This window comes from Pseudomonadota bacterium (assembly GCA_041395565.1).
Taxonomy (GTDB): domain Bacteria; phylum Pseudomonadota; class Gammaproteobacteria; order UBA9214; family UBA9214; genus UBA9214.
Genome location: JAWLAI010000003.1, coordinates 500,192 through 515,230, shown reverse-complemented (window position 1 = coordinate 515,230; position 15,039 = coordinate 500,192). Strand labels below are relative to the sequence as shown.

Sequence of the window (15,039 nt, the reverse complement as noted above, 5' to 3'; positions counted from 1 at the left end):
CAAAATGGGTTTTTTCAGACTAGACGGGTATCGGCAGACGCGCGGCATGATTGAATTCAATGCCGCCCGGTATGACCAAAGCCGCCCGCACCCCGGTCGCTGGCGGCGAATTCCTCCACCAGCTCGAATTCGGCATGTACCACGGGGACGATGACCATCTGCGCGATGCGTTCGCCAGGCATCACCATGAACGGCTCGCTGCCGCGGTTCCAGCAGGACACGAAGACCTGACCCTGGTAGTCGGAATCGATGAGCCCGACCAGGTTTCCCAACACGATCCCGTGCTTGTGGCCCAGGCCGGAACGCGGCAGCAGGATGGCAGCCAAGCCGGCTTCCTCGAGGTGGATCGCCAGTCCGGTGGGTATCAGATGGGTCGCGCCCGGCGCGATCTCCAGGGGAGCATCGACGCAGGCACGCATGTCCATGCCGGCGGAACCCGCGGTCGCGTAATGCGGCAGGGGAAACTCGTGGCCCAGGCGCCGGTCGAGTATCTTAAGCTGAATCTTTTGCATCGATGCGTATCACCCTGTTGCCCGAATCGTTGTAACGCTCGGTGACGAGCGTCAGCAGCTGCCGCGCCAGCCGGTGCTTGCCGGCGAGGGGCAGTTCGCGTTCGCCGCCGGCCCAGATCACCCGGAGGGCGTTGTCCTCGCAGCCGAAGCCCTGGCCGGGGCCGACCTGGTTCGCCGCGATCATGTCGACGCCCTTGGCCGCGAGTTTGGCATGCGCGTGCGCGGCCAGTGACTCGGTCTCGGCCGCGAACCCCACCGTGAAGGGCGGCTGCGGGAGCGCGGCCACCTCGGCCAGGATGTCGGGATTCCGTACCAGATGCAGCGTCAGCCGCGCAGCGGTCTTCTTGAGCTTGTGCCCAGCTGGCTGCTCCACCCGGTAATCGGCCACCGCCGCGACGGCGATGAAAATATCACAATTCGCCACCTGATCGAGCACGGCACGCTGCATGTCGAGCGCACTGACCACATCGATGCGGCGCACGCGCGCCGGTGTCTCCAGGTTGACCGGCCCGCTCACCAGGGTTACCTCGGCACCGGCCTCGGCGGCGGCCTGCGCCACGGCGTAACCCATACGGCCGGAACTGTGATTGCTGAGGTAACGCACCGGGTCGATACCCTCGCGGGTCGGCCCCGCCGTGACCAGCACACGGCGGCCGGTCAGCGCGCGCGTCTCGAACAGTCCGGCAACCGCCGCGACCAGTGCGGCCGGCTCCAGCAGGCGGCCCGGCCCGGTCTCGCCGCAGGCCTGCTCACCCGGCGCCGGACCGAAGACATGCACACCGCGGCTGCGCAGGGTGTCGACATTGGCGCGGGTGGCCGGATGCTCCCACATGGCGCGGTTCATGGCCGGCGCGACCGCCACCGGTGCCTCGCAGGCCAGCGCCACGGCAGCGAGCAGATCATCCGCCCGGCCCTGGCTCAGCCGGGCGATGCAATCGGCAGTCGCCGGCGCGATCAGCAGGACATCGGCCCAGCGCGCCAGTGCGATGTGACCGATGGTGGATTCCGCTGTGGCATCAAGCAGTTCGGTATGTACCGGCTGCCCGGAGAGGGTCTGCAGCGTCAGCGGGGTGATGAAAGCCTGGGCTCCCGCCGTCATCACCACCCGCACCTCCGCACCTTGCGCACGCAGCTGGCGGACGAGTTCCGCGCTCTTGTAGGCAGCAATCCCGCCGGTCACGCCCAGCAGCAGGCGTTTACCTAATAAGGTATTCATACGACTGGAGTTTAACAGAAGATGGTCAGGCACGAACCCAAAACGCGTCGCGCAACGCCGCCGCATCCTACACCGCATCGTGTGCTTGCCCGATGTCATCACGACGGCGCAGCCCGGATACTGGGACATGCACCGCATTCGGGACTGGCCGGCCCGCGAACGGCCGCGCGAAAGACTGCTCCTGCATGGACCCGGCAACCTCTCGGACGCCGAGCTGCTGGCGATCCTCCTGCAGACCGGACTGCGCGGCAAGACGGCGGTCGACCTGGCGCGCGAGTTGCTCACCGCCTTTGGCGGACTGCGCGCCCTGCTGGATGCCGACCGTACCGCCTTTTGTGCCCATGCCGGGCTCGGCCCTGCCCGGTTCGCCCTGCTGCAGGCTGTGCTGGAAATGGCGCGCCGCCACCTGCAGGAAGCGCTGCAGCGCTCAGACACGCTGGAAAATCCGGAGGCCACACGCCGCTACCTGACCAGCCGGCTGCGCCATCTGCCGTACGAGGTGTTCGCCTGCCTCTTCCTCGACAACCGCCATCGCGTCATCACGTACGAGGAACTCTTCCGCGGCACCATCGACGGCGCCAGCGTGCACCCGCGCGAGGTGGTGCGGCGCGTGCTCGAGATCAATGCCGCCGCCGTGATCCTGGCCCACAACCATCCCTCCGGGGTGGCAGAACCGAGCCGGGCCGATATCGCGCTCACGCGCCGGCTGGTGGATGCACTCGCGCTGATCGATGTGCGTGTGCTGGACCACGTCGTCGTGGGTGAAGGCGGCGGCAGCTCCTTCGCCGAACGCGGGCTCATTTGACAAGCAACTGAAAATAATGGAAATTACCACCAGACGCCGCAATGGACCGGGTTGTATAGCGACATGCTTTCTGGTATAAAATGCGCCCTTCCCGCTGATGGCGGGCTTTTTTTCAGAGGTTCACAGCAATGTCCAGAGTATGCCAGGTCACGGGAAAGCGCCCGATCAGCGGCAACAACGTTTCCCATGCCAACAACAAGACCCGTCGCCGCTTCCTCCCCAACCTGCACGAGCATCGCTTCTGGGTCGAGGGTGAAAAGCGTTTCGTGAAGCTGCGCGTATCCAACAAGGGCATGCGTATCATCGACAAGAAGGGCATCGACAGCGTGCTGGCAGAGATCCGTGCCCGCGGCGAAAAGGTTTAAGGAGTACTTACCATGCGCGACAAGATCAAGCTCGTCTCCAGCGCCGGCACCGGCCACTTCTACACCACCACCAAGAATAAGCGCAACATGCCGGAGAAGATGGAAATCAAGAAATTCGATCCGGTGGTGCGCAAGCACGTGATGTACAAGGAAGCCAAGATCAAGTAATCCCGGTCATCATCATTGCACCGCCAGAAAACCCGGCCCCGCCGGGTTTTTTGTTGCCAGCGGTTCGCTTTACCGGGTCATGCCGCGCACAGCCGCAAGGTCTGTCTTGCCAGCGCAGCAGCGCGCGACGATGTTCACTCCCGTTCGAGCAGCAGGTTGCCGACCGCGTCTACCGTGCACGACCAACCGGCCGGCAGCCAGGTAGTGGCCACCGTCTCGGTGACCAGCGCGGGACCGTCGAGGCACTGCCCGGCGCACAATTCGCCCCGCGCGTAGACCGGCACCGGGCGGCTGTAACCGGCCAGCGCGGTATACCGGGGGCTGGCGGCACGGCCGCGCGCCAGCGCTGGCAGCGGGATGTCCAGTGCCGGCCCGTGCAATCCACAGCGCAACGTGACCAGTTCGACCGGACTGTCCAGGCGATGCCCGTAACGCCTGGCGTGCAGGCTCTCGAACGCAGCGCGGGTCGCCGCGCGCCCCTGCCAGGGCAGATTGAGTGACCAGGACTGGCCCTGGTAGCGCAGATCGAGACTGAATGCAGACGAAATCGCGGTGGCCGGAAGCCCTTCGGCGACGAGTTCGGCGCGCCCCTGCGTGGCCAGGGCCTGCAACCCGTCCTCGATAACGGACTCCTCGATCTCCGCCAGCACCCCGGTCAGCGTACGCGACAGCTGGCGCCCGGGCGGCGCCACCAGCATGCCCAGCGCCGACAGCACGCCGGCATGCACCGGGACCAGCGCACGGGCCATGCCCAGTTCCGCCGCCAGCGCGCAGACATGCAGTCCACCCGCGCCGCCGAACGAAGCCAGCACGAAGTTACGCGGATCGACGCCACGCTGCACCGAGATCACGCGCAGCGCCTGCGCCATGTGCTCGTTGGCGACGGCAATCACACCGGCAGCCGCCTCCGCAACGTCGACCCGCATGCCCGACGCCAGCTGTCCCAGCGCGCGCCGCGCGGCCTCGACATCGAGCCGCAACGCGCCGCCGAGAAAGGCGTCCGGCAGCAGCCGGCCCAGCACCAGGTTGGCGTCGGTCACGGTCGCCTGCAGCCCGCCGCGCCCGTAGCAGGCGGGCCCGGGATCGGCGCCGGCCGACTCCGGGCCGACCGCAAGCAGACCGCCGCTGTCGAGACGCGCGATCGACCCGCCGCCGGCACCGATGGTGTGCAGGTCGACCATGGGCACGGCCACCGGCCACGGCCCGATGCGCCCTTCCGCGGTCAGCCGGATATCACCGTCGATCAGCGCGACATCGGTCGAGGTACCGCCCATGTCGAAGGTGAGCAGCCGCGCATGCCCCGCCTGGCGTCCAACGGCACGCGCGCCCATCAGGCCGCCGGCCGGTCCCGACAGCAGCAGCTGGACCGCCTTGCGTCCCGCCTGTGCCGCACTGACGGTGCCACCGCTGCTCTGCATGACCGCCACCGGGGCCGGGTCCAGCGCGGCATGCAGCCGCCCGAGATAGCCGGCGACACGCGGTCCGACCCAGGCATTCAGCCAGGTCGCGATACCGCGTTCATATTCCCTGCATTCCGGCAGCACCTCTGCGGAACGCGTGACGAACAGCTCCGGCGGCAACCAGGCGGCGATCGCGCGCTCGTCGCTGTCATCAAGAAAGGAAAACAGCAGGTTGATTGCCACCGCCTTGGGTTGGTGCCGCTGCAGCAACTGCTGCAGCGCAGCGCGGTCCGCAGCCGTCAATGCCGCCACGCGAGCGCCATCCGCCCCCAGGCGCGCGTCCACTTCCCAGCACAGCGCGGGCGGCACCGGTGGCGGCTCGGGACGGGGTTGCAGCGCGTACAGTTCGCGACGCGCCTGGCGCCCGATGGTCAGGACATCGGCCAGCCCGCGGTTGGTGATGTAGGCGGTCCGCACGCCCTTGCGTTCCAGCACCGCGTTGGTGGCAACGGTGGATCCGTGCAGCACGCGCAGCCCAAGCATATCCAGTCCGAGCTCGGCTATGCCCTGCAGGATGGCCCGCTCCGGGGCTGCGGGTGTCGACAGCACCTTGTGCACGCGCAACCGTACCCCGTCGAACAGGACGAAATCGGTGAACGTGCCGCCGGTGTCGATGCCGAGCCAGCGACGCGGATGCGTGGAGCCGGAATCCGTCATAGGGAACGTATTGTAGCGTGACGCCAGTGCGGACCGCGCAAAGAATCCGCGCGCAGAGACGCGGCGCAGGTAAAGATAGCGAAGAAAATCATTGACTCGCGCCAAGACATGCCGATGCGGGATATGATCCTAGCGAATAGTCTCTGAAAACCAGCGGTTATCCCTGCCTGGCCTGGACATGCGCCCGCACCGGACCGGCTCAAACCGGAAGAACGGACGTTAGCGGCAGGTCGCGACAGCCGCTGTGACATCCGGATGCTGCAGTAATTTAATTTGCGCCGTTGCGACTTGGCGCGACATGTCGCTGTACAGCGCATGCTGCATCCGTGCGCGCGCAGGGCCGACACGGCACGCCGAACTTGAATTCGGCGAACGGACGGCAATAATAGGCGCCATGTCGAATGATCCCCTGGTGCATGCCGCCAACCTGTACCGCTACTACAGCCAAAGCTGTGCGGTCAGCGACGTCAGCTTCGACCTCGCGCGCGGCGACGTGCTCGGCTTCCTCGGCCCGAACGGTGCCGGCAAGTCCACCACCATGCAGATGCTCACCGGCAACCTGGCCCCCAGCGCCGGCGAGATCGAGATCCTCGGCATCGATCTGCTCGACGCGCCCAAGCGCGCCAAGCGCGAGATCGGGTACCTGCCGGAACAACCGCCGGTATATCGCGAACTGACGGTAGATGAATACCTCGCCTATTGCGCGCGGCTGCACCGTATCGAGCGCAGCCGCCGCCGCAGCGCCATCGGCACCGCCAAGGACCGCTGCGGCCTGACCGCGGTCGGCCGGCGCCTGATCGGCAACCTGTCCAAGGGCTACCAGCAGCGCGTGGGCATCGCCCAGGCGATCATCCATACCCCGGCGGTCGTGATCCTCGACGAGCCCACGGTCGGCCTGGACCCGCTGCAGATCCGCGAGATCCGCACGCTCATACGCGAACTCGGCCGGGAGCACGGCATCATCCTGTCCACGCATATCCTGCCGGAGGTGCAGGCCACGTGTAATCGCGTGCAGATCATCCACCGCGGCCGGCTGGTGTTCTCGGAAAGCATCGCCAGCCTGGATGCACGCCTGCACGCGACGTCGCTGCTGGCACGCTTCAACACGACCCCTGACATCGCCGCCCTGCAACGGCTGCCCGGCGTGACCCGGGTCGATTATCTGGACGACGACCGTGTCCGTATCCAGCATGGCGGTGACGACCCGTCCGAGGCCCTGATCGAACAGTCCGTGGCATCCGGCTGGCGCCTGGCGGAGCTGGCCCCCGAGCGGAGTTCGCTGGAGCAGATATTCATCGACCTGACCACGGCCGATGTCGCGGTGCAGGACAGCGAAGAGGCCGCCTGATGATACTCACCATCGCCGCGCGCGAGCTGCGCAGCCTGTTCCTGTCGCCGCTGGCCTGGGCCATTCTCGCGGTAACCCAGGCGATCCTCGCCTTCCAGTTCCTGTCCTATATCGAGCAGTACGTGCTGATCCAGCCGCAGCTGGCCGCCATCGAGGGCGCCCCCGGAATCGCCGACCTGATCATCGCCCCCCTATATGCCGACGCGGCCATCGTGCTACTGCTGATCACACCGCTGATCACCATGCGCGTATTGAGCGAGGAGCGTCGCAACCGCACGCTCACCCTGCTGTTTTCCGCACCGGTCTCGATGTCCGAGATCGTGCTGGGCAAGTATCTCGGCGTGCTCGGCTTCTTCCTGGTGATGATGGCCATGCTCACGTTCATGCCGCTGTCGCTGCTGGCCGGCACCGACCTGGATCTCGGCAAGCTGGCAGCCTGCATCCTGGCGCTGGCGCTGGTGCTGGCTGCGTTCGCTGCCATCGGGGTGTACATGTCGGCGCTCACCCAGCAGCCCACGGTGGCCGCCGTTACCACCTTCGGCCTGCTGCTGCTGTTGTGGATCATCGACAAAGGCGCCACGACCACCGACAGTGACAGCGGCGTACTGGCCTACCTGTCGATGCTTACGCACTACGACCCGCTGCTCAAGGGCCTGTTCAACAGCATGGACGTCAGCTACTACCTGCTGGTGATCGTCCTGTTCGTCGGCTTCACGATCCGCCGTCTCGACAGTATGCGGCTGCAGAACTAGCCGCTACTGCAGCGGGTGACGGCGGCACGGCTTAACGGGCAGTACACATGAAGGCAATGCGATTGCGAAAACTCCACGCGGGCACTGCGGCAGCGCAGGTGTCGGCATCTGGCACCAGTGGCACATGAAGATCACCCAGCACATCCGCACCCTGATGCGCCTGCAGAGCATGCTGTTCGCGCTGCTGTTTATCGGCGTGATCGGCATGCTCGCCTGGCTCAGCACCCAGTACGTCTACCAGGCGGACTGGACCGCCGGCGCGCGCAACACCGTGTCCGCCGACACCCGCAAGCTGCTCGCCAACCTGGACGCACCGGTCAACATCACCGCCTACGTCGGCCAGGATGCGCTGCTGCGGCAGCAGATCCGCGACCTGGTCGGCAGTTACCAGCGTTTCAAGCCCGGCATCACGCTGGAATTCATCAATCCCGACACCGTGCCGGAACAGGTGCGCGAGCTCGGCATCACCAGCGGAGGCGCCATCGTCGTCAGCTACAAGGGGGCGAGTGAGAACATCAAGACGCTGGGGGAACAGCATCTCAGCAACGCCCTGCTGCGCCTGTCGCGCCAGCAGGAGCGCTGGATCGTATTCGTCACCGGCCATGGCGAACGTCCGCCGAGCGGCGATACCAACTATGGTATGGGGCTGTTCGGCGCGGAACTGGAGCGCAAGGGCCTCAGGGTGGAAACCGTCAACCTCGCCGAACACGCGATCCCGTCCAACACCACCGTGCTGGTGCTGGCCAGCCCGCGCGTGGAACTGCTCCCCGGCGAGGTCGCCGCACTGCAGGACTACGTCACGCGCGGCGGCAACCTGCTGTGGCTGACCGAACCCGACGGTCCGCGCAGCCTGGCGCCGCTGGCGGATACGCTCGGGGTGCTCGCACTGCCCGGGCGCGTGGTGGATGCCACGGGCGCCATGTTCGGGGTGGACAACCCGAGCTTCGTGGTCGTCACCGGTTATCCGAATCATCCGGTCACACGCGAGATGACCATGGTCAGCGTGTACCCGGAAGCGGTAGCACTGGAAATCAACGACACCACGCACTGGCATGCGGTCCCGCTGCTCACGACGCTGGAGCGTTCCTGGACGGAGCTCGGCGCACTGGAGGGCGAGATCAAGTATGACCCGAACACCGATGAACGCGCCGGCCCGCTCGACATCGGCATTGCCCTGGTGCGCAGCCGGCCGGACGGCGGGGATGGCGCGGAACAGCGCGTGGTCGTGGCCGGCGATGGTGATTTCCTGTCCAACACCTATCTGGGCAATGCCGGCAACCTCGATCTCGGTCTCAACCTGATCACCTGGCTGAGCCACGACGATGCCTTCATGGACATCCGCGTGCGCGGAGCGCCCGATACCGCGCTGGTGCTGGACCGCAAGACGACCGCCGCGATCGGTCTCGGTTTCCTCGCCGGCCTGCCGCTGCTGCTGCTGGTGACGGGACTGGCCATCTGGCTGCGCCGGCGGCGCCGTTGATGTCAACCCGCACCCTGCTCAACCTGGCGCTGGCCGCGCTCGCCCTGGGCCTGGGGGCATTGATCTGGTACCGCCCCGGCCTGGAGCAGCATGCGGGCGTGCAAACGGTCACCGGCATCGACCCGCAAACGGTCAGCGCAATCGACCTGAGCCGTAGCGGCGCCGAGCCGCTCCTGTTCCGCAAGCAGGCCGGACACTGGCTGATTCAGGGTGCCACTGCCATCCCGGCCGATGACTTCCAGGTCCATACCGTGCTGGCATTGCTGCAGGCCACTGTCGTGCGCAGCTACCCCGCGCGCACGCTCGCGCTGGCAGGCCTGGGCCTGGATCCGCCGCAGGCGAGTGTGCGTTTCGATGCGACCCAGCTCGATCTCGGCACGACCGAGGCCATCGACGGACTGCGCTACGTCAGGCTTGGCGCGCAAGTCTACCTGGTCGGGGACAGCTACCAGCACCTGCCCAATGCGGGACTGGCCAGCTTTGCCAGTCGCCGGCTGCTGCCGGAAGCCGCCAAGGTCACGGCACTGCAACTGCCCGGGCTGTCGCTGAGCCTTAGCGACGGGGTGCACTGGCGCCTCACCCCGGAACTGCCCGGCGTCTCCGCCGATGCCATCGAGACGCTGGTCCAGGACTGGCAGCACGCCAGCGCCCTGTATGTGCGCCGTTACGAACCCGGTGAATTTCCCGAGACCGTACGCGTGACGCTGCAGGGCGTTACGGACCCGGTCGTGTTTCACATCGCAGCACGCGAACCGGATCTGGTGCTCGCCCGGCCGGACTGGGGTATTCAGTATCATCTGGCGGGAGACGTGGGCACGGGTTTGCTGGCTTTGCCGCAAGCACCAGAGGAACCGTTGCAGGAATAACCCGTCATGCAATCTTTCGCCCTGTCGGGCGCGCCCCTTTTTTTTGCGCCGCCATAGAAAAGGGGCGAAAAGAAAGGCGGCCCCGCAGGCTTGCCCGGTACGTCATCTGCGCTGACGTACCGGGTGCCCTTCTCATTGGGGACTTTCTCTTGCGCACGCAAGAGAAAGTCCCTCGACCGACAGGGTGAAAATTCATTGAACGCATCAGAACGCTGCAAACTTCCTATAGTCGCCCGAACAGAAACATACAATATAGAAGACCTATCATGCCCGAACTACCGGAAGTCGAGACCACCCGCCGCGGTATCGCGCCGCACATCCAGGGCCGGCGCGTTGCGCGTGTCATCGTCCGCAACCGCGACCTGCGCTGGCGGGTGACGCCGAGGCTGGAGGGGGCGCTCGCCGGACTGACCATCCGCCATGTCGATCGCCGCGCCAAGTACCTGCTGCTCGCAACGGACAACGGCACCCTCATCCTGCATCTCGGGATGTCCGGCAGTCTGCGCATCATCGCGGCCGGCACCGCGGCGGGCCGGCATGATCACGTCGACATCGAGTTCGAAAACGGCACGGTGCTGCGCTACACCGACCCGCGCCGCTTCGGCAGCCTGCACTGGACCACGCGCGCGCCGGACAGGCACCGGCTGCTGCGCGATCTCGGCGTCGAACCCCTGGGGGACGAACTGACCGGGGATTATCTCTATCGCGCATCACGCGGACGCAAAGCCGCCATCAAGCAGCTGCTCATGGACAGCCATATCGTGGTCGGTATCGGCAATATCTACGCATCCGAGGCGTTGTACATGGCGGGTATCAACCCGCGTCGCGCCGCCGGCCGCATCAACCGGCAGCAATACGACCTGCTCGCCGAGGTCATCCAGGAAGTGCTCACCGACTCCATCGCCGCCGGCGGCACCACGCTGCGCGACTTCGTCAACGGCGAGGGCAAGCCCGGCTACTTCCGGATGCACCTCAACGTCTACGGCAAGGCCGGCGAACCCTGCATCAGCTGCAGGGTTCCGATTCGCATGATCCGCCAGGGCCAGCGCGCCACGTTCTACTGCCCGCAGTGCCAGAAATAGGCTAGAACCCACCTCATAATCCCATGCGGTCCGCGGGAATACCCTGCTCTCCCGCATGAATTTTCCCGTAACCGGCAGGCACCGCCCGTCTGTGCAAAGCATGTACAATAAGGGCCTGACCTTACGGAGACAGTGCTGATGCGAATGCGAATACTACCGGCCCTGGTGCTGCTCGGCTGCAGCACGAAGTTACCGGCCGTGCAATTTCCGGTCGAAGTGATCGAGTTCATGGACAATGCCCGGGTCGTCGCCTCGATCGAGGCCGTCGACATCGACGCATCCGCGCAATGGCAACCCTTCAGCGGCGCACCGCCGTTGTCACTGACCGCGGCGCTGGATGCAGTGCACAAGCACCTCGCCGCAGACCCGGCGCTGGCGGATGCCACGCTCTCGGGCATCGAGCTGAAACAGATCCCGCACCACGAGAATCACTGGCACTATCTGGTCAAGCTGCAAGCGCACAATGCCGACAATCCGCGCCCGCACTATTTCATCGTACTCATGAACGGCAAGGTCATCGCCGGACTGCGCGAGCCGCAGGCGGTCAAATAGGCTGACAGGCGCAGCCGACTGGACCGGACACGCCACAACAACTAGACTTCATCCAGATGCACGCAGCAGTACCGGGTAGGGGGTGCCGCAGATGAAAAGAATAACGCTTGTCGCGATCGCTGTCGCGTTCACGCTCTGCAGCAGGTTGGCGCCGGCAGCGCTGCTGCAGTACACCTTCGAAGGCTTGGTAACCGGCTTCCAGTCGTATCACCAGGATTACACCCTCACCGACTTTGACATTGTCGTTGGCGAGACACCGCTGACCTACGTCTTCGTCGTGGATTTTGCCGCGAACCAGTCGAGCTTCAGCAATGGTGCCGGCACCTGGAACTATTTCTACACCGACCTGGTATCGGGCTCGATCATCAACGGCGGTCTGAGCATCGGCAATTATTCCGGGTTCAACTGGTACAGCACGACCGTGCCCAATATCGGCGAGATAACCAGCAATATCACAGATGTCAGAATCCTCGCCTCGGCAGCGACCAGTCCGGACTGGCGGGTACAGGACTGGCAGGTTGGCCAGGCCTTCAGCTCGATTGACGGTGCCTGTTACCCGGGCGGTATCGGCGGCTGCGCCGTCTATGCATTCGGCGACGTCACCCTCACCTCGATCGTGCCGGTACCGGTGCCAGGTGCACTGGTACTGCTGCTCTCCGGAATCACCGGCCTGTTGCTGACGGCACGCGTGCAAGCGCCTGCCCGACGCGGCTGACAACTCGCTCGCCGGCACATCCCGCGCCACCGGCGCCATTACTCCGGCACCCCACGCTCTCCTCACGCCGGACGTATTCAAGGTAGAATACGCCGCTACGAACCCAGCCCGCGAGGATCCTGTATGAGCGCCCTGGAGCTTAACCTGCCACCCCACCTGTACGTCGAAACGAAGGATCAGGAAGGCAAGGTAACCGGCCTGGAACTGGACGCGGACAAACTGCTGACCTGGGCCGGGCATGGCCACGGCAACGCCATTGCCAACTACTGCCGCGAACAGCTCGAACGCGAGTACCAGGTTATCGAAAACTGGCAGGAACGGCACCTGCTGCGGCTCGACGAGCAGTGGCTCGAAGCGGAGAACGGCGAGGACGACGACGTGGCCGAGACGCGGTACGCGCTGGCATGCGAGCGTGTACTGGGTGAGGCGGAACGCCGCCGCGAACTGGCGGCCGCGCACCTGGCACAGCGCCAGTCCGCCATCGAGCAGCTGGTGCAGGAAGCGGAGGCGCACCTCGAGGAATTCCGCCCGCAGGAGGACGATAATGCCTCGATGGGATTGATGTTCTTCCTGCTGGCTGCCGGCGCCGCGATCTTCATCCTCTACACCTGAGCCCGGTCGATCGGGTAACGCACGGAAAGCTCGCGTCATGCCCGACCTGACCCTGATCATCGGCAACAAGAATTATTCATCCTGGTCGCTGCGGCCATGGCTGTTCATGCGGCATTTCGGCCTGGACTTCACGGAACGGCGCGTCGCCCTGTTCACCGACACCACTGAGCGGGAATTGGCGCCCTGGTTTTCCGACGGCAAGGTTCCCATCCTGCTCGATGGCGATCTGGTCGTCTGGGATTCCCTGGCGATCCTCGAATATCTCTCCGAACGCCACCTCAACGGGCGGGGCTGGCCGACCGACAGCGGCGCCCGCGCCATGGCGCGCGCGATCAGCGCGGAGATGCATTCCAGCTTCGGGCAGGTGCGCAGCGAACTGCCCATGAACTGCCGCAGGCGTTTCCGCGACGTCCCGCTGTCGGCCGCGGCACTGCGCGAGATCGAGCGGGTCAAGGCAATCTGGTGCCGCTGCCGCACCGACCACGGCCGGGATGGTGACTGGCTGTGCGGGCAATTCTCGATCGCGGATGCCATGTATGCACCGGTCGCACTGCGTTTTTTCGGCTACACTGTGGCACTGGACGGCATTGCAGCAGCGTATGTCGATACCGTGCTCGCGGATCCTCACGTCCGCGCGTGGATGGCCGCAGGCGAAACGGAGGCGGAAGTCATCGCGGAGGACGAGCTCGATCACCCGTCCTACCGGAGCGGCGACTGAGCCGGACCAGGACCGGCAACGGAGCGCATGAAACATGGCACGCGGCAAGTTCAGACCCTACATCACCACCTGGGACCTGTTCGATCTGGACGGCACCGCGACCGACCCGTTCTTCTATGAGAACCTGATTCTTGCCGAGGGTGACTCCTGGTTCACCATCGGCGGCCTGTTCGCGCCGAACCTGCTGATGTCGCTGCGTTTCCACAAGGACACCCTGATACTCAACTGCGCCTCGCCCGGCGATACCATCGTGCACATGTCGGCACTGGCACACAATCACGTCTACAAACAGGCGCTGCAACACGGCTACGCCTGGGATGCCATCCTGCTCAGCGGCGGCGGCAACGACCTCATCGACCGCGCCGACGAGATCATCCTCGACCGTACCCAGCGCCAGGGCACGACCGTTCACGGGCCGGCCGACTACTGCGACGAGCAACAGCTCGACAAGCTGATCGACGACGTGCAGCAGGGTTATCGCGCCCTGGTGGCGGTGCGGGATGCGGCGCCCGCGCCAATTGCCGGCATACCGATCTTCGCCCATACCTATGATTACGCCACCGCACGCGATGCCCCGGCACATTTCATCGTCGCCACCGCCGGCCCCTGGATCTACCGGGCGCTGTCGCGCGCCGAGGTGCCGGAGCACGACTGGCCGGTATTGACCGATTACCTGTTCGACCAGCTCGCGGAGGGCATACTGGAGCTGACCCGGCCGCCGCATACCCTGCCCAATTTCCATGTCATCGACACGCGCAACACCATCATACGCGCCGAACCCGGTGCGGTAGGCAACAGCGGCGACTGGCTCAACGAGATTCATCCGAATGAGGACGGCTACAAGAAACTCGCGAAACGGATAGAGAAAAAGCTCATTCCGTATCTCTAGCGCCCGCACCCATGCCTGCAGCCACCCGCACCCCCGGTATCTCCCGCAGCGAGCGACTCTCGTCCGCGGGCCTGGAACGCCTGGAGCGCCAGCTCGCACGCGGCGGCCAGATCAGCGACGCGGTGCTGTCCCAGTGGATCCGACGCTACGGCGATGCGGCGCGCGCAATCATCGCCCGTTACGGCCGTATGCCCGGGACCGACGGCAACTGAACCGCCGGCTGTACCGGCCCGCCTGGACTCCAGTCATGCCGCGGCCTATACGTTCGGTCCTGCCCGGACGGTAGGCTGGTGCGGGCGGATTGCCTATAATCCGCCTGACCAACCGCGACGGAGCAGGAAAATGCAGGCAGAACTGACCCACGTGAAACTCGGCCTGGCGCTGGTGCTGGCCGGCCTGCTGTTCGGCATTGCCCTGGGTGTTGCATTCGGTATCAACGAAGACAGCTTCAAGGACTACATTGCCGCTCAGGTCGACGCACATCCGGAACTCCACGACGACTGGAGCAAGGAGAAGATCTGGCGTTATGCCCAGCGCGCGCACTTTCATGCCACCGGTATCGCTGCTTTCTCGCTCGGCCTGATCCTGCTGGTCGCCGCCTCCAGCCTGAAGCAGAAGCTGAAAACCATGGCCGCGCTGCTGGTCGGCCTGGGCAGCTGTTATCCGCTGGCCTGGTTCACCATGTACCGGCTGGCACCGGCTATCGGCCGCGGTCCCGCGCACGACCACCTGCTCACCGAGCTGTTCACCTACGTCGGGGTCGGCGGCCTGATCGCGGGCCTGTTCATCCTGATGGCGAACCTGTTTCTCGGCCTGTTCCGCGAATAGTCGGTCACCCGTAA

Annotated in this window: 18 protein-coding genes; 15 read left to right on the top strand and 3 right to left on the bottom strand. The window is 65.4% G+C overall.

The annotated features are described in order from the left end of the window. Positions 1-56: 56 nt before the first annotated feature. A complete protein-coding gene (gene dut / locus R3F42_05590; protein MEZ5541500.1) occupies positions 57-512 on the bottom strand; it encodes a dUTP diphosphatase in 456 nt (151 codons plus the stop codon). Continuing rightward, positions 493-1,728 (bottom strand): bifunctional phosphopantothenoylcysteine decarboxylase/phosphopantothenate--cysteine ligase CoaBC, encoded by a 1,236-nt coding sequence (gene coaBC / locus R3F42_05585; GenBank protein MEZ5541499.1) that lies wholly within the window; start codon positions 1,726-1,728, stop codon positions 493-495. The genes dut and coaBC overlap by 20 nt, the downstream gene beginning before the upstream one ends. Positions 1,729-1,855: 127 nt before the next feature. Between coaBC and radC the strand changes: the two genes are divergently transcribed. The 3 genes from radC (at position 1,856) to rpmG (ending at position 3,066) form a co-directional block, all read left to right on the top strand. Then, a complete protein-coding gene (gene radC, locus R3F42_05580; protein ID MEZ5541498.1) occupies positions 1,856-2,533 on the top strand; it encodes a DNA repair protein RadC in 678 nt (225 codons plus the stop codon). Positions 2,534-2,661: 128 nt separating this feature from the next. Then, positions 2,662-2,898 carry a 50S ribosomal protein L28 gene (gene rpmB / locus R3F42_05575; protein MEZ5541497.1) on the top strand — a complete coding sequence of 79 codons (237 nt, stop codon included), beginning with the start codon at positions 2,662-2,664 and terminating at the stop codon, positions 2,896-2,898. Between the two features lie 12 nt (positions 2,899-2,910). Beyond that, a complete protein-coding gene (gene rpmG, locus R3F42_05570) occupies positions 2,911-3,066 on the top strand; it encodes a 50S ribosomal protein L33 (GenBank protein ID MEZ5541496.1) in 156 nt (51 codons plus the stop codon). Positions 3,067-3,200: 134 nt separating this feature from the next. On the opposite strand, the gene R3F42_05565 is transcribed toward rpmG, so the two are convergent. Continuing rightward, positions 3,201-5,183, bottom strand: a complete 1,983-nt coding sequence (locus tag R3F42_05565; protein MEZ5541495.1) for a hydantoinase/oxoprolinase family protein — start codon at positions 5,181-5,183, stop codon at positions 3,201-3,203. 394 nt (positions 5,184-5,577) lie between these two features. Between R3F42_05565 and R3F42_05560 the strand changes: the two genes are divergently transcribed. From R3F42_05560 to R3F42_05505, 12 genes are all read left to right on the top strand, one after another. After that, on the top strand, positions 5,578-6,531 hold the full coding sequence (locus R3F42_05560) for an ATP-binding cassette domain-containing protein (GenBank protein MEZ5541494.1): 954 nt from the start codon (positions 5,578-5,580) through the stop codon (positions 6,529-6,531). Continuing rightward, positions 6,528-7,283, top strand: coding sequence for an ABC transporter permease subunit (locus R3F42_05555; protein MEZ5541493.1), 756 nt, complete (start codon positions 6,528-6,530; stop codon positions 7,281-7,283). Before R3F42_05560 ends, R3F42_05555 begins: the two co-directional genes overlap by 4 nt. A 124-nt stretch (positions 7,284-7,407) precedes the next feature. Further along, positions 7,408-8,763 carry a Gldg family protein gene (locus R3F42_05550; protein ID MEZ5541492.1) on the top strand — a complete coding sequence of 452 codons (1,356 nt, stop codon included), beginning with the start codon at positions 7,408-7,410 and terminating at the stop codon, positions 8,761-8,763. Further along, the gene (locus tag R3F42_05545; protein MEZ5541491.1) at positions 8,763-9,629 is read left to right on the top strand and encodes a DUF4340 domain-containing protein; all 867 of its coding nucleotides are present in this window, start codon (positions 8,763-8,765) and stop codon (positions 9,627-9,629) included. Before R3F42_05550 ends, R3F42_05545 begins: the two co-directional genes overlap by 1 nt. A 266-nt stretch (positions 9,630-9,895) precedes the next feature. Then, positions 9,896-10,711, top strand: a complete 816-nt coding sequence (gene mutM / locus R3F42_05540; protein ID MEZ5541490.1) for a bifunctional DNA-formamidopyrimidine glycosylase/DNA-(apurinic or apyrimidinic site) lyase — start codon at positions 9,896-9,898, stop codon at positions 10,709-10,711. Positions 10,712-10,849: 138 nt separating this feature from the next. Continuing rightward, positions 10,850-11,263: a hypothetical protein gene (locus tag R3F42_05535; protein ID MEZ5541489.1), complete on the top strand. Its 414-nt coding sequence runs from the start codon at positions 10,850-10,852 to the stop codon at positions 11,261-11,263. A 91-nt stretch (positions 11,264-11,354) separates the two neighbouring features. Then, complete coding sequence (locus R3F42_05530; protein ID MEZ5541488.1) at positions 11,355-11,978, top strand: hypothetical protein; 624 nt, start codon at positions 11,355-11,357, stop codon at positions 11,976-11,978. Between the two features lie 123 nt (positions 11,979-12,101). Then, positions 12,102-12,590, top strand: coding sequence for a hypothetical protein (locus tag R3F42_05525; GenBank protein ID MEZ5541487.1), 489 nt, complete (start codon positions 12,102-12,104; stop codon positions 12,588-12,590). A 37-nt stretch (positions 12,591-12,627) separates the two neighbouring features. Next, the gene (locus R3F42_05520) at positions 12,628-13,308 is read left to right on the top strand and encodes a glutathione S-transferase family protein (protein MEZ5541486.1); all 681 of its coding nucleotides are present in this window, start codon (positions 12,628-12,630) and stop codon (positions 13,306-13,308) included. A gap of 34 nt (positions 13,309-13,342) precedes the next feature. Next, complete coding sequence (locus R3F42_05515) at positions 13,343-14,197, top strand: hypothetical protein (protein MEZ5541485.1); 855 nt, start codon at positions 13,343-13,345, stop codon at positions 14,195-14,197. An 11-nt stretch (positions 14,198-14,208) separates the two neighbouring features. After that, complete coding sequence (locus R3F42_05510) at positions 14,209-14,409, top strand: hypothetical protein (protein ID MEZ5541484.1); 201 nt, start codon at positions 14,209-14,211, stop codon at positions 14,407-14,409. 130 nt (positions 14,410-14,539) lie between these two features. Beyond that, positions 14,540-15,025, top strand: a complete 486-nt coding sequence (locus R3F42_05505) for a hypothetical protein (protein ID MEZ5541483.1) — start codon at positions 14,540-14,542, stop codon at positions 15,023-15,025. The last annotated feature ends 14 nt before the right edge of the window (positions 15,026-15,039 follow it).

Coding starts and splice junctions, on each gene's coding strand:
- dut (MEZ5541500.1), bottom strand. CDS start 512: ATGCAAAAGATTCAGCTTAAGATACTCGACCGGCGCCTGGGCCACGAG.
- coaBC (MEZ5541499.1), bottom strand. CDS start 1,728: ATGAATACCTTATTAGGTAAACGCCTGCTGCTGGGCGTGACCGGCGGG.
- radC (MEZ5541498.1), top strand. CDS start 1,856: ATGCACCGCATTCGGGACTGGCCGGCCCGCGAACGGCCGCGCGAAAGA.
- rpmB (MEZ5541497.1), top strand. CDS start 2,662: ATGTCCAGAGTATGCCAGGTCACGGGAAAGCGCCCGATCAGCGGCAAC.
- rpmG (MEZ5541496.1), top strand. CDS start 2,911: ATGCGCGACAAGATCAAGCTCGTCTCCAGCGCCGGCACCGGCCACTTC.
- R3F42_05565 (MEZ5541495.1), bottom strand. CDS start 5,183: ATGACGGATTCCGGCTCCACGCATCCGCGTCGCTGGCTCGGCATCGAC.
- R3F42_05560 (MEZ5541494.1), top strand. CDS start 5,578: ATGTCGAATGATCCCCTGGTGCATGCCGCCAACCTGTACCGCTACTAC.
- R3F42_05550 (MEZ5541492.1), top strand. CDS start 7,408: ATGAAGATCACCCAGCACATCCGCACCCTGATGCGCCTGCAGAGCATG.
- R3F42_05545 (MEZ5541491.1), top strand. CDS start 8,763: ATGTCAACCCGCACCCTGCTCAACCTGGCGCTGGCCGCGCTCGCCCTG.
- mutM (MEZ5541490.1), top strand. CDS start 9,896: ATGCCCGAACTACCGGAAGTCGAGACCACCCGCCGCGGTATCGCGCCG.
- R3F42_05535 (MEZ5541489.1), top strand. CDS start 10,850: ATGCGAATGCGAATACTACCGGCCCTGGTGCTGCTCGGCTGCAGCACG.
- R3F42_05530 (MEZ5541488.1), top strand. CDS start 11,355: ATGAAAAGAATAACGCTTGTCGCGATCGCTGTCGCGTTCACGCTCTGC.
- R3F42_05525 (MEZ5541487.1), top strand. CDS start 12,102: ATGAGCGCCCTGGAGCTTAACCTGCCACCCCACCTGTACGTCGAAACG.
- R3F42_05520 (MEZ5541486.1), top strand. CDS start 12,628: ATGCCCGACCTGACCCTGATCATCGGCAACAAGAATTATTCATCCTGG.
- R3F42_05515 (MEZ5541485.1), top strand. CDS start 13,343: ATGGCACGCGGCAAGTTCAGACCCTACATCACCACCTGGGACCTGTTC.
- R3F42_05510 (MEZ5541484.1), top strand. CDS start 14,209: ATGCCTGCAGCCACCCGCACCCCCGGTATCTCCCGCAGCGAGCGACTC.
- R3F42_05505 (MEZ5541483.1), top strand. CDS start 14,540: ATGCAGGCAGAACTGACCCACGTGAAACTCGGCCTGGCGCTGGTGCTG.